This is a genomic window from Micromonospora sp. LZ37 (assembly GCF_059359015.1).
The window spans coordinates 408,239-421,314 of record NZ_JCADBL010000004.1; the positions used below are offsets into that span (position 1 = coordinate 408,239).

Annotated in this window: 14 protein-coding genes; 1 reads left to right on the forward strand and 13 read right to left on the reverse strand. The window is 73.2% G+C overall.

The genetic code is table 11. The annotated features are described in order from the left end of the window. Window position 1 precedes the first annotated feature (1 nt). The 4 genes from AC5L3Z_RS12055 to AC5L3Z_RS12070 all read right to left on the reverse strand — a co-directional run bounded on the left by AC5L3Z_RS12055 (window position 2) and on the right by AC5L3Z_RS12070 (window position 2,535). Window positions 2-592, reverse strand: a complete 591-nt coding sequence (locus tag AC5L3Z_RS12055; RefSeq protein WP_494841616.1) for a hypothetical protein — start codon at window positions 590-592, stop codon at window positions 2-4. A gap of 102 nt (window positions 593-694) precedes the next feature. Next, window positions 695-1,084 (reverse strand): ACT domain-containing protein, encoded by a 390-nt coding sequence (locus tag AC5L3Z_RS12060; protein ID WP_494841617.1) that lies wholly within the window; start codon window positions 1,082-1,084, stop codon window positions 695-697. Window positions 1,085-1,158: 74 nt separating this feature from the next. Next, a complete protein-coding gene (locus AC5L3Z_RS12065; RefSeq protein WP_494841618.1) occupies window positions 1,159-1,617 on the reverse strand; it encodes a PAS domain-containing protein in 459 nt (152 codons plus the stop codon). Window positions 1,618-1,797: 180 nt separating this feature from the next. Next, on the reverse strand, window positions 1,798-2,535 hold the full coding sequence (locus AC5L3Z_RS12070; protein ID WP_494841619.1) for a hypothetical protein: 738 nt from the start codon (window positions 2,533-2,535) through the stop codon (window positions 1,798-1,800). A gap of 163 nt (window positions 2,536-2,698) precedes the next feature. On the opposite strand from AC5L3Z_RS12070, the gene AC5L3Z_RS12075 reads away from it, so the two are divergent. Then, window positions 2,699-3,907 (forward strand): arginine deiminase, encoded by a 1,209-nt coding sequence (locus tag AC5L3Z_RS12075; protein ID WP_334615591.1) that lies wholly within the window; start codon window positions 2,699-2,701, stop codon window positions 3,905-3,907. Window positions 3,908-3,955: 48 nt separating this feature from the next. On the opposite strand, the gene AC5L3Z_RS12080 is transcribed toward AC5L3Z_RS12075, so the two are convergent. The 9 genes from AC5L3Z_RS12080 to AC5L3Z_RS12120 all read right to left on the reverse strand — a co-directional run bounded on the left by AC5L3Z_RS12080 (window position 3,956) and on the right by AC5L3Z_RS12120 (window position 12,997). Then, window positions 3,956-4,837 carry a DUF5926 family protein gene (locus AC5L3Z_RS12080; RefSeq protein ID WP_494841620.1) on the reverse strand — a complete coding sequence of 294 codons (882 nt, stop codon included), beginning with the start codon at window positions 4,835-4,837 and terminating at the stop codon, window positions 3,956-3,958. A gap of 61 nt (window positions 4,838-4,898) precedes the next feature. After that, the gene (locus AC5L3Z_RS12085) at window positions 4,899-5,360 is read right to left on the reverse strand and encodes an ATP-binding protein (RefSeq protein WP_442933340.1); all 462 of its coding nucleotides are present in this window, start codon (window positions 5,358-5,360) and stop codon (window positions 4,899-4,901) included. Between the two features lie 26 nt (window positions 5,361-5,386). Further along, complete coding sequence (locus AC5L3Z_RS12090; protein ID WP_494841621.1) at window positions 5,387-6,844, reverse strand: PAS domain-containing sensor histidine kinase; 1,458 nt, start codon at window positions 6,842-6,844, stop codon at window positions 5,387-5,389. A 52-nt stretch (window positions 6,845-6,896) separates the two neighbouring features. Then, on the reverse strand, window positions 6,897-7,688 hold the full coding sequence (locus AC5L3Z_RS12095) for a glycerophosphodiester phosphodiesterase (RefSeq protein ID WP_494841622.1): 792 nt from the start codon (window positions 7,686-7,688) through the stop codon (window positions 6,897-6,899). A gap of 11 nt (window positions 7,689-7,699) precedes the next feature. After that, window positions 7,700-8,035, reverse strand: coding sequence for a rhodanese-like domain-containing protein (locus AC5L3Z_RS12100; RefSeq protein WP_334527821.1), 336 nt, complete (start codon window positions 8,033-8,035; stop codon window positions 7,700-7,702). Window positions 8,036-8,085: 50 nt separating this feature from the next. After that, the gene (locus tag AC5L3Z_RS12105; RefSeq protein WP_494841699.1) at window positions 8,086-8,994 is read right to left on the reverse strand and encodes an LCP family protein; all 909 of its coding nucleotides are present in this window, start codon (window positions 8,992-8,994) and stop codon (window positions 8,086-8,088) included. A 216-nt stretch (window positions 8,995-9,210) separates the two neighbouring features. Further along, window positions 9,211-10,422, reverse strand: a complete 1,212-nt coding sequence (locus AC5L3Z_RS12110; RefSeq protein WP_494841623.1) for an LCP family protein — start codon at window positions 10,420-10,422, stop codon at window positions 9,211-9,213. A gap of 289 nt (window positions 10,423-10,711) precedes the next feature. After that, on the reverse strand, window positions 10,712-11,941 hold the full coding sequence (locus tag AC5L3Z_RS12115) for an LCP family protein (RefSeq protein ID WP_494841624.1): 1,230 nt from the start codon (window positions 11,939-11,941) through the stop codon (window positions 10,712-10,714). A gap of 78 nt (window positions 11,942-12,019) precedes the next feature. Next, window positions 12,020-12,997, reverse strand: a complete 978-nt coding sequence (locus AC5L3Z_RS12120; RefSeq protein ID WP_494841625.1) for an NAD-dependent epimerase/dehydratase family protein — start codon at window positions 12,995-12,997, stop codon at window positions 12,020-12,022. Between the last annotated feature and the right edge of the window lie 79 nt (window positions 12,998-13,076).

Consider the following 13,076-nt stretch of genomic DNA (forward strand, 5'->3'; position numbering starts at 1 on the left):
CCTACGCACCCGGCCGGGCCGGGGTGCCCTCGTCGCAGGCCAGCGTCCGGATGGCGGGCGGGGCGACGGCGCGTACCTCGACCGAGCAGACGTCGGTCCCGGCGGTGACCAGGGTCAGCGCTCCGGGGGTGCCGCTGGTGACCACCTGGAGCTCCTCGTGCCCCCGGACGGCGAAGACGGTGTACTGCCAGTCGGCCGCGCAGAGCGGCCCGCGGGTGGCCCGCACCGACACGCCCCGGGGCAGCACCCTGCCGCGCAGCAGGGCCACCACCCGGTCCGCGGTGGGTCGGTCGGCGCACGGTGCGACGGTCAGGCCGGGGTCGGGGGTGGGCGTCGGCGCCGGTCCCCCGGGCGGCAGGAAGCCGACACCCGGGGTCGCCGGCGCGGTGGGCAGGAGCCCCGTCGGCAGGGTCGTGGGCGGGGCGGTCGCCGGTCGGCTGACCGTCGACCAGGGCGGAGTGGGCGGGCCCGGCGGGGCGGCGGGTCGCTGGCCCGCCGGGCCGGCGCACGCGGCCAGCGGCAGCGCGGCGAGCAGGGCCCCGGCGGCGACCAGCCGGCGGAGCGGGTTGCGGTGCGGTACGTCAGGCGGCACGGACCGGTCCTCGGGGGGATCGAGCCTCAACGGCATCGAGACGGGTCGTTGCGGCCGGGGTGGCCGAGGCCATCGTAGGAGGATCGGGGCGGCGGGAGAAGGTCAGCGCAGGACCCGGTGCCCGGCCCGTTCCAGCGCGGTGGTCGCCTCGGCGAGCCGCACCGCCGGCACCAGCACGTGGTCGGTGTCGTAGGTGGAGAACGCCACCACGCTGACCCGGGCCGCGGCGAGCGGGTCGACCAGTGAGGCGAGCGTCCCGGTGACCGCGAGGTCGAGCGGGCCGACGACCCGCAGGCACCGCCAGTCGGTCTCCACGTCGGCCTGGGCGGGGGCCCGCTCGCTGGGGCAGATGATCGAGATCCCGTCGGCGGTCCAGCTCACGGTGACCACGTCGGCGTCACCCGGGTCGGCCCAGAGGGCGGGCGGGAGCGGGGTGCCGGCCGCCAGGCGGCACACGACGTACTCCCCCGGGAGAAGCGCGACATCGAGCATGAGGGCACCTTACGGCGTCGGTGAGTGCCGCCCCAGCATCGTGACGTGCGGCGCACGCCACAGTCCCTCGCAGGTCAGACCTCGGAGAAGAAGGTGAGTGAGCCGGCGACCTCGCCGTGGGTGAGCACCGGCGTGGAGATGGCGTCGACGGTGGCGTCCGACGATTCCGCGCCGGCCGCCTGGACCCGCAGCAGGCCACGCGCGAGTCGGCCGGAGTGCAGGGCGAGCAGCGGCGGGATCTTGTCGGTCTCCTGCTCGGTCAGCTCGTGCCGGGCCGCGGTGAAATCGAGCAGCCGCAGGCCGCCCTCGAGCAGCGGCAGGCCGACCACGTCCTCGGGGGCGCCGAGGCAGAGCAGCTCGCACCCGGAGGACGAGATCGCCACCACCCGGGTGTCCGCGTCGATCAGCAGGCAGGGCTCGTCGGCGTGGGAGACGGTCGCCGACCACTGGCCGAAATTGTCGGACCCCTGCTCCGTCGGTGTGCGGGCCGCCGGCACGAACACTTCCGAGAGCGAGAGTTCGACGTGGGCCACCGCGCCTCCTATGTACACCGACGGTCTGTCCACGCTAGCCGGTCGTCGCGACGGCCGCTGGACCGCGCTGGCGCCACCGGCCGCCGGTGGACGAATCGGGTGCCCTGGGCGGGCGGCCGGCGACGGCGCGGACCGGTGGTGCTTCGGTGAGCCTCCGGGCCGCGTGCGTCGTCGGTGACGTTACCGGCGGGCGGCCGGCTTGTCAGCGGCCGTTCGGCCCTCGTCGTACCACCGGTAGTCGGCCGCGGGACGGTACGTGCCGTTGAGCCAGGTCTGCGGCTGCTGCGCGATCCGGGACAGCTTCTCGGCGGTGGCCGGGCTGATCCGGTTGCCCGCGGCGACGAGGAGCCGGTCCAGCTCCCGGTGGGTCGCCATGAGGCAGTCCTTGGGCAGGCCGTAGACGCTGATGACGCCGGAGCCGACGAAGGTCAGCACCGGCGTCACCGGGATCGGCAGCCCCACGGCGGTGGAGAGGGCCTTGCTCGCCCGCTTGGCGTCCCGTCGGGCCTCCGTGACGTACGGCGGGCGCTTGCCGTTGATCTGGACCACGTCCCCGGCGACGAGCACCCGGGCCCGCCCGTGGTCGGCGATGCTCACCGCGTACAGCCCGCTGGGGCCGATGGCGAGGAAGCCGGCCCGCTCGTCCTGGCCGTGGTCGAGAAGGACGTCGGAGACGTCGGTGCGCGGCCACTCGATGACGTGCCAGGCGGGGCCCAGGTGGTCGAGTTGGCCGAGCGCCCGGGCACCGGCCGCCTCCAGCCGTCGGGCGCCCCGTTCGGCCCGGCGACGGCGGGCCCACTCCAACGGGGTGGGGCGGGCCGGTTCGAGCGCCGACGGCGCATCGGACCGGGGGTGCGGCACCGCCACGGGCGGCAGTGCCCGGGTGGGTACGGCTCGACGAGCGGGAAAGACAGTCATCGCGACCTCCGGCAAAAGGTCCCTCGAAGTTATGTCCTCACTACCCTACGTTGCCAGTCGGGGGGTTCGGCAAGTTGGAGCGCCGGAATGAGTGCGGATGAATGCCATATTCATCCACAGTTCTTCCGCTGAAGATCCCTCACACCTGTCCTACGCTGCGAGGGTGACCCACTACGTGGACAGCGAGGTCGGTCGACTCGGCACCGTGCTGCTGCACCGGCCGGGGCCGGAACTCGCCCGGCTCACCCCCCGCAACAACGACTCGCTGCTCTTCGACGCCATTCCCTGGGTGGGACGGGCCCAGGAGGAGCACGACGCGTTCGCCACGGCGCTGCGCGACCGCGGCGTCGAGGTGCTGTACCTCGCCACCCTGCTCGCCGAGACGCTCGCCGTGCCCGACGCGCGCGCCGAACTCACCGAGCAGGTGCTCCGGTCGCCACGGCTGGGCGACACCCTGCGCCGCCGGGTCGCCGACCATCTCGCCTACCTCGACCCGGCCGCCCTCGCCGACGTGCTCATCGCCGGGCTCGCCCACGAGGAGGTACGGATCAGCCCGGAGCGCCCCGGTGGGCTGGTGTGGACGCTGATGGACCGGCACGACTTCGTCATCGCCCCGCTGCCCAACCTGCTCTTCACCCGGGACTCCGCACTGTGGATCGGGGACCGGGTCGGGGTGACCAGCCTCGCCATGCCGGCCCGGCGGCGGGAGACCACGCTCACCGACGCCATCTACCGTCACCACCCGCGCTTCGCCGGCACCGAGTTCGTCTACCACCCCGAGCTGGAGCACCTGGAGGGCGGCGACGTGCTGCTGCTCGCCCCGGGCGTGCTCGCCGTCGGGGTGGGTGAGCGGACCACCCCGGCCGGCGCGGAACGGCTCGCCCGGCAGGTCTTCGCCGCGGGGCTGGCACACACCATCCTGGTGGTGCCGATCGCTCAGGAGCGGGCCACCATGCACCTGGACACCGTCTGCACGATGGTCGACGTCGACGCGGTGCTGATGTACCCGAACATCGCCAGCACCCTCTCGGCGTACACGGTGATCGCGGGGCCGGACGGGGAGCCGCGGGTGGACGGCCCGGCGCCGTTCCTGCGCGCCGCCGCCGACGCGATGGACATCGACCAGCTCCGGGTGATCGACACCGGGCTGGACCCGGTCACCGCGGAGCGCGAGCAGTGGGACGACGGCAACAACACCCTCGCCCTCGCCCCCCGGCTCTGCGTCGGCTACGAGCGGAACGTGGAGACCAACGCCCAGCTGGAGCGGGCCGGCATCGAGGTCATCCCGATCGCCGGCTCGGAGCTGGGCTCCGGCCGGGGCGGCCCGCGCTGCATGTCCTGCCCGTTGGTCCGGGAACCGCTGCGCGGCTGACGGAGCGGGCCCCGGCGCCGGCCGGGGCCCTCCCGACGCCCGGCCGGCTCAGCGCAGGGTGAGCTGGCGGCCCAGCAGGCCCTGGCGGGCGCGGCGGCCCGCGGCGTCCAGCGGCTCCCGCTCCGCCAGCACGTCGGCGTACCGCTTCGCGAACCCGGCCACCGGCTCCTCCCAGTCGGCGGCCGGGATGTCCTGCGGCAGGTCCCAGACCGGCACCAGCCGGCCGTGCGCCCGGAACATGCCGGCGAACTTCGTGCCCTCGCCGAGGGTCAGGGTGCCGGCGGCGGAGAGCCGGGACAGCGCGTCCAGCGCGGTGTCCTCGTCCTCCGGCAGCACCCAGCGCACGTGCGCCTTCTCCGGCACCTGACACCAGTAGGCGGCCCGGGCGGCGGAGAGCCGGACCGTGGGGTAGACGGCCGCGTTCGCCCGCTCCAGCGAGGCCTGCACGGTGGGGTCGTCGGCGGCGCCCGGGTCGAGCCAGAACTCGAAGCCGTCGTGCATGGTGATCTCCAACGGGCCGTCCACCAGGAGGTCCTGGAGGCGCGGGCCGGGGCCCGGCAGCGGCGGCACGGTCACCTGGCCGCCCGGCTCGGTGCGCAGCGCGCAGAGCAGCGCCTCGGCCAGGTCCCGGGAGACGTCGCCGGACTGCTGGTGGCGCTGGAGGCCGACGAAGACCCGCCCGTCCGGCTTCGTCATCGCCGGGGCGGCCATCGGCAGCACGGTGGCGAGGACGACCGGGCGGTCGCCGTACTCCTCGACGAGGTCGGCGGTGAGCCGCAGCGGGGCGGACGCGGCCGGCACGAGCTCGCGCAGGGCGATCCACTCCGGCTCGTCCGCCAGCCCCTCGAACGGGCGGGGGACGAAGACGTCCCGGATCTTCTCCCGGCGGGGAGCGGCCTCGGCGCGCTGGTTCTTCCGTCGCTTGCTCACGGCGACACAGCCTAGAGGCCGGGCCGGGAGCGCGTGGGACAGACCCGCCCGCGTCCCCCGGTCAACCGGTCGTGACCAGGTCCGGCCGGGGCGTGCCGGTCGGGTCGAACTCGGCCCAGACGCTCTGCCCCAGGCCGTCCCGCTCGACGCCCCAGCGGCTCGCCAGGCCGGAGACGATGTGCAACCCGCGGCCGTCGACCGCGTCCGGGCTGGCCGCCCGCATCCGCGGCCCCAGCAGCGCGCCGCCGTCGGTCACCCGGACCGACACGGCCGGACCGGTCGGCGTGGGCCGCAGTCGCCAGGCCACCCGGACCACCCCGCCGGGCAGCGGGTCGGCGTGCCGGACCGCGTTGCCGACCAGTTCCGCCAGGACCGCCACCAGGTCGGCCAGCAGGATCGGGGGTACGACGTCGGTCAGCTCGTCGGCGAGCCGGTGTCGGGCCAGCCGCGCCCCGGTGGCGTGGTGGGGCACCACCACACACCACGAACGTTCGACCGCCTTCGCCGACACCGCGCTCCTCATTCCCCGCGCCCCGCCCGCCCGGCGGGTCATCCCCGGGGCAGCCGCACCTCTGCGACGGTACCGCCACCGCTCCTCGGACGGAGGGATACCCATCCATTCTGCTGTTCAACGATCCGGCGGACGAGATAGAGGCCGAGCCCGGCGCCGGGGTAGCCGCGCCGGTTGCCGGACTCGCCCTGCCAGAACCGGTCGAAGGCCCGCTCGACGTGTTCGGGACGGATGCCGATGCCCCGGTCGCTGACCCGGAAGGAGACCGTCTGCCCGTCCGCGTCGGCGGTCACCTCGATCGGGGAGTCCGGCGGCGAGTACTTGCCCGCGTTGGTGCTCAGCTCGGTCAGCACGGTGGCCAGGGTGTGCCGGTCGCCGAGCGCCTTGGGCAGGTCGGCCGGCAGGTCGAGCAGGAGCCGGCGCCGCAGGTCGGCGGGGAGGTCCGGCACCGCGGCGCGGAGCGCGTCACCGAGGTCGAACGGCACGGTCGAATCGCCGGCGGGGCGGGCGTCGGTGGCCGAGGAGAGCAGCCGGTCGACCAGTCGGGCCAGCTCGTTGGCGCGCTGCCCGATCACCCGGGCGGCCTGCCGCCGGTCGGCCTCGGTCAGCGACTCCCAGTGGTCGGTGAGGGTGTCCGCGTACCCCTTGATGACGGTGACCGGCGTGCGCAGCTCGTGGCTGGTCACCGCGACGAAGAGGTCGCGGTCGGCGTCCCGGCGCTGCTGGTCGGTGATGTCGCGGAAGGTGACCACCCGCAGCGTGCCCGGACCGGGCAGCTCACCGGAGGTGATCTTCAGCCAGCGGCCGTCGGGCAGCCGGTGGTCGAGCACCTGCCCGGACGGGGGGAGCGGGAACGGCAGCGGGCGGGTCAGCGCCTCCGCCGCGGACCGGCCGGTGACCTGCGCGGCCGCCGGGTTCCAGAGCCGGACGTGACCGTCCCGGTCGACCACGGCCAGGCCGTCGGCGAGCGCCGCCACCACCGGACCGTCGCCGTGCACCGGCAGCCCGGTCTGGTCGCCGTACATGTGGGCGATGCAGGAGGCGACGTAGCTCAGCACCGCGTGCTGGGTGGCGTCCTCGGAGTCCTCGCCGTCGTGGTAGAGGGCGTGCAGGCTGCCGACGGTGAGCCCGCCGATCTCGGCCCGGGCGACGATCATGTGGCGCAGCCCCCGGTCGGTGAGATCACCGGCGAGCGGGCCGGGGAGGCGGTCCACCCGCACCTGCCGGACCCGGGGACCGGCGAGCAGGCAGCCGGTGGCCGGGTCGGACGCGGGCAGGGGACGCCCGATCGTCCAGGCCGCGGAGCCGCTGGCGGCGATGACCCGACCACCGGTCGGGGCGAACTCGACGAAGGCCACGCCGTCCGCGCCGAGGGTCGACTGGGTCACCTGGAGCAGTTGGGTGAGGACGGGCAACGCCGCGTCGCCCGAATTGATCATCTCGATCACCTCGCCGTGGCCGACGATGAGGGCGGTGAGGTCGGTACGCTCCGGCATGTCCCGAGTGTGCCCGCTCGACCGGAGTTCGGGCACCCCCGCCCGGTGGGCCTCACCGGCCCAGCCGGGCCAGCGTCCGGGCCGGTCGGTCGGTGATCACCCCGTCCACCCCGGCGTCGAGGACCAGCTCCAGGTCGTCCGGCTCGTTGACCGTCCAGACGTACACCTGGTTGCCGGCGGCGTGCAGCGCCGGCACCAGTTGCGGGCGGGCCCGCACCAGGCCGATGCCCGGCCCGGCGATCCGGGTGCCGAAGGGCAGCCGGCCCAGGCGCAGCCAGCGCGGCAGCACGTCCAGCAGCAGCACCGTCGGCAGCGCCGGCGCCAGCTCCCGGACCCGCCGTACGGCCAGCGGCGAGAAGGACATCACGGTGACCCGGACCGGGTCGTCCGGCCCCGGCTCGGCGAGCCCGAAGCGGCGCAGCAGCGCCACCAGTTTCCGCTCGACGTGGCGGCCGTACCGGGACGGGTGCTTGGTCTCCACCAGCAGCCGGACCGGTCGACCGGCGGCCAGCACCGCCTCCAGTAGCCGTTCCAGGGTGAGCAGCCGGGTGTGCGACTCGTCCAGCACCTCGGCGCCGTCGACCGGTACGCAGCCGGGGTGCCACGAACCGAAGTCGAGCAGCTCCAACTCGGCGAGGGTACGGCCGCTGACCAGGCCGTGACCGTTGCTGGTCCGGTCCAGCCGGCGGTCGTGCACGCAGACCAGGTGCCCGTCGCGGGTGAGCCGGACGTCGCACTCCAGCCCGTCGGCGCCCTCGTCGAGGGCCCGCAGGTACGCGGCGAGGGTGTGCTCCGGGAGGTCGGCCGACGCGCCGCGGTGCGCGAAGACCAGCGGTTCGCCCATCGGGTCGGCTCTCAGATGACCCGGCCGGGCTGCCCGTCCCCGCCGACCACCGGCTTGCCGGCGGCGGCCCACTCGCCCATCCCGCCCTCGACGTTGCGCACCTGCTCCCAGCCGTTGCGCATCAGGTAGGCGACGACCTGGGCGGAGCGTCCGCCGGAGCGGCAGATCACCGCGACGTCGCGGTCGGTGGGCACGTCGGCGAGCCGGGCCGGCAGCTCCATCATCGGCAGGTGGTGGGCGCCGGGGGCGTGGCCCGCGTTCCACTCGTCGTCCTCGCGGACGTCGAGCAGGTAGGTCTGGTCGTCGATCTCGGTCACGGTCACGGTGGGTACCTGAGGTCCGAACACGGGTACCAAGGGTAGATCCTCGTCCGGCCGGATCGGCGCGGACCGTGCCGTCACAGTCGGCTGATCCAGCGCGGGTTGGCGCGGGCCCAGTCCGGCACCCGCTCGCGCTCGACGGCGGCGAAGAGCCCGTTGCCGCCGTTGTCGAGCACCACGTACGAGACCTGGCCGATGGTCTGCGGGTACGACGGCACCAGGACCCCGCTCAGCGCGTCCGCCGGCAGCGACCGGAGGGCGAAGAGCAGTTCGTCCAGGGGTACGCCGTTGGTGTCCACGGTGAGCGAGCCGCCCGCCGCCCGTAGCACCCGGTCCAGCTTGACCGGGTCGCGGCGCAGGTCGGCCTGGCCGGCCCGGTCGAGCACCGCCCGCAGCAACTGCTGCTGGTGCCGTTGCCGGTCGTAGTCACCGCCCGGCAGGTCGTAGCGCTGGCGGACGTAGTCCAGCGCCCGGGCGCCGTCCATCTGCTGGCAGCCGGGGCTGAAGAGGGTGTTCGTGTGGATCGAGCGGACCTCGGTGTCGACGCACATCCGGACTCCGCCGAGCAGGTCGATGACTTTGCGGAAACCGGAGAAGTCGATCAAGGCGGCCCCGTCGAAGCGGAGACCGGTGAGCCGGCTCAGGGTGGAGGAGAGCAGTTGGACGCCCTCCCGGCCCCCTCCGCCGTGCTCGTACGCCGCGTTGATCTTGTCTTGGCCGCCGCCGTACCCGGGGGCCGGTGGGATGGCGACCAGCAGGTCGCGCGGGACGGAGATCAGGTACGCCTGCCGTAGCCCCGACGGGACGTGCACGATCAGGATGGTGTCGGAGCGCTGGTCGGGCCGGGCGGAGTCGACCCGCCGGTCGGAGCCGACGAGCAGGTAGTTCAGCCCGCCGGAGAGGTCGGTGCGGTCCTGCCGGGCGTCCGGGGCGAGCAGCGGTTCCCGGTTGACGGTGCGGTCGTACCGGGCGGTCAGCGCCTGCATCCCCACCGCGGCGAGGACGGCCAGCAGGACCAGGGCGAGGCCCAGGCGGAGCAGCCGCCGGGGCCACCGGGCCGACGGTGCGCTCGGCCCCCGGTCGGCCCGCGCTGACCTGGCCGTGACGCCCTCCCCGTGGCCGTGGCGTGAGATTCCCTCACGTCAGGCTACGGGGAGGTCACCGGCGGTCGGGGAGGTTCCCGCGACTGTCGGCCGGTCGGGTCACTTGCGGTTGGAGATGACGTTCGGGTTCGCGTACACGAACTCGCCCAGCTTGTCCCGCTTGATCGCCTCGAACATCTCCAGCGTCTGCTGGCTGAGGGCCTCGCGGTTGTTGGCGTTGCCGTTGAACGTGCCGCCGTTGGTGCGCAGCATGGTCAGCTCGTTGCCGGTGACCCCGCGCAGCGTGAAGATCAGATCCTCGACCGGCGCGCCGCCGGTGTCGAGGACGAAGGCCTTGCCGGCGGCCCGGATCAGCTGGTTGATCTTGATCGGGTTGCTCAGCATGCCCTTGTCGGTCGCCTTGCGGGCCATCGCCTTGATCAGCTGCTGCTGGTTCGCCTGGCGGTCGTAGTCGCTGTTCGGCAGGCCGTACCGCTGGCGGGAGTAGTCCAGCGCCTCCATGCCGGACATCTGCCGGCAGCCCTTCTTGTAGACCACCGGCGACATCGGCCGGCCGGTCTTCTTGGCGTCCGCCTTCCACATCTGCTTGCCGTCGACCATCACCGTGTGTATCGACTTCACCTCGTGCTTGACGCAGATCCGCACCGTGCCGAGGGTGTCGATGACGTTCTTGAAGCCGCCGAAGTTGATGATCGCGGCGCCGTCGAAGCTGATCCCGGTCATGTTCTTGATGGTCTGGGCCATCAGCTGGGCGCCGCCCTCCCAGCCGCCGCCGTTCTGCGCGCCGGCGTGGAACGCGGCGTTGATCTTGTCGGTGCCGCCCCGGTAGCCGCTCTTCTTGTGCGCCGGGATCTGCGCCTCGGTGTCCCGCGGAATGGAGATCAGGTACGCCTGGTCGTGGCTGGCCGGGATGTGCAGCACGATGATGCTGTCCGCGCGGACGTCGTCGGCCGCCCAGCGCTCGCGGGCGTCCACGCCCAGCAGCAGCATGTCGATCGGGCCGTCCAGGTTGGCGCCGCCCTCGGCCTCGGTCTTGCCCGCCCCACCGAGCAGGTTGCGCTGGGCGATGTTGCCGGTGGCCTGGCTGATCATCGCCTTGCTGCCGACGATGGCGATGCCGCTGGTCATCATCAGCACCGCGCCGAAGACCACCGTGAGCCGGGCCCAGAGTGGGTCCTTGCGTCGGGTGCGCTTCGGGGCGCCGGCGGCGCGCCGACCGCTGCGACCGCCCTGCGACGGGAGAGTCGTCGACCGGCGTGCGTCGGGGTCGGAATCAAGCGGCGTCGGGCGGGGGCTGGTCTGAACCGGCATTCGTGCTCCAGCTCGCGTGATCGGGGGGCGGCCCCACTTTACGTACCGCTCCCCGTCAGGGCGAGATCGTCAGGCACACAAATCTCAGATATCCCGACAGTTGCCTCGTAATTCGACCGAAAGTATGAGTCGATGCGTCCGGTCGGTGGTTGGCGAACGATGTTCGCTTGTTTGAAAAGGCACCTCTGATGACGTCCGTCGAAATCTGCCGGTCACCTGCCCGGGCGGCCTCCGCCGTTCGCGCGGCCGGGGTGGCGGCGGCCGGGTCACCCCCGGCCGCCGCGGCGGGTCAGTTCCCGCCGCCCGTCGTGCCCGGCTTCTGGTTGGCCGCGACCCAGGCGGCCATGGTGTCCGACGACATCGCCTTGTACATCGCCAGCGCCTTCTCCCGGTCGGAGACCACCACCGACTCGCCGTTGATGGTCGCGCTGCCGGAGTTCGGGCTGGTGACGAAGGTCAGGTTCTCGCCGCGCAGATTCCGGAACTCCAGCGCCATGTCGACCAGCGAGAAGCCGTTGTCCACGGTCACCGCGTCGGTCACCGACTGGAGAAAGGCGTTCAACTTCTTCGGATTGGTGAGCGTGCCCGTGCTCGCCGCCTTGTCCATCAGCGCCCGGAGGAACTCCTGCTGGTGCCGCATTCGCGCGAAGTCCCCGTCGGGGAACTGCTTGCGCTGGCGGATCCAGTCCAGAGCCTCCGCCCCGTTCATCTGCTGGGTGCCCTTGGTGAAGGTCCGGTAGGGCTTGTGGATCGAGGTGATGGTCCGCTCGACCTTCAGGTCCACCCCGCCGAGGGCGTCGGTGACCTGCTTGAAGCCGGCGAAGTCGATCGCCATCACGTGGTCGATCCGGACGTCGGTGAAGCACTCCACGGTACGGACCGCGAGCGGGAGGCCGCCGAAGGCGAAGGCAGCGTTGATCTTGGCGCGCTGCCCGGTACCGCACTCCGCGCCGGCGCTCTCCGGGATCGGCACGTAGAGGTCACGCGGGATGGAGACCAGGTAGGCGCTCTTGTGGTCGGCCGGGATGTGCATGACGATGACCGTGTCCGCGCGCCACTTGCTCTGCTGGTCCACCGGGGCGTCCGGGTCCCGCGAGTCCGAGCCGACCAGCAGGATGTTCAGCGCCCCGTTCACCGCCTTCGCCGGCCGGCCCCCGGTGATCTCCGAGAACGGGTCGGTGCGGGCCAGGTCCTGGTTGAGGTTGCGGGCGTAGAACCAGGCTCCCGCCCCGCCGAGCAGCGCCAGCACCAGCACCGCGATCCCGGCGACCAGGCCGATCCGGCCCCAGCGCGGACGCGGGCCACCCCGGCCGGGACCGCCCGGCCCGCCCGGGCCCTGCGGCGTGCCGGGTCCGCCCGGGCCGCCGGGCACACCGCCGCGCGGCTGCTCCTCGTCGTACGACGGGTACCACTGCGCGCCGGACGACGCCCGGGCGCGACCCGGCTCGGGGACCGAGGCGCGACCGGCGCGCTGGCGCAGGTACGGGAGCGGGAGACCGGCAGACGATGTCGCGGACATGTGTCTCAGCGTACGTAGCACGGTCGAGGGTTGCCGGAAGGCAAACGTCCGGTTCCGTTCCGCGTGGCGCGGGGTCGGCTACCCTAGCCGCTCGCGGAAGTGGTCGATCGTGCGTCGGAGGCCCTCTTCGGGCGTCACGCTCGGCTCGTATCCGAGCAGCGTGCGGGCGAGGGTCAGATCCGGGCGGCGCATCTCCGGATCGTCCGAGCTGCGGGTGATGTAGGTCACCCGCGAGGCGCTCCCGGAGAGCGACACGATCGTCTCGGCCAGTTGCCGCATGGACATCTCGTGCTCGGTGCCGCAGTTGATCGGCCCGGTCTCGGTGGAGTCGAGCAGCAGCAGGATGCCGCGCACCAGGTCGTCGACGTAGCAGATCGACCGGGTCTGGTCGCCCGTGCCGTGCACGGTGATCGGCTCCCCGCGCAGCGCCTGGGAGATGAAGGTGGGGATGGCGCGACCGTCGTCGGGGCGCATCCGCGGGCCGTACGTGTTGAAGATCCGGACGATCGCGCTGTCCAGCCCCCGGCTGCGGTGGTACGCCATGGTGGCCGCCTCGGAGAAGCGCTTGGCCTCGTCGTAGACGCTGCGCACCCCGATCGGGTTGACGTTGCCCCAGTACGTCTCCCGCTGCGGGTGCTCCCTCGGGTCCCCGTACGCCTCGGAGGTGGAGGCCATCAGGAACCGGGCGCCGTCGGCGACCGCGCGCTCCAGCAGGTGCAGGGTGCCCACCGAGCCGACCCGGAGGATCTCCACCGGCAGCTTCTCGAAGTCGGTCGGGCTGGCCGGCGAGGCCATGTGCAGGATGGCGTCGAACCGCTCGGCGAACGCCGGGTGGTGACTCGGCAGCCCTTCGGAGATGTCCGCCTCGACCAGTGTGAAGGCCGGTTCCTCGGCCAGGTGGGCGACGTTCTCCTTGGAGCCGGTCACGAAGTTGTCCAACGCGACGACCGTGCATCCGCGCCCGATCAGGGCGTCGACCAGGTGCGACGGCACGAAACCGGCGCCACCGGTGACGAGGACGCGGTGACCGGTGCCGAAACGCGGGGCTACCTTCATGCCGGTCAGCCTACTCAGCGACGCGCTCGTACGCCCCGCGGCCCGCGTCGCCGGTGGGCCGGTCGGGCGTGGCACGGGG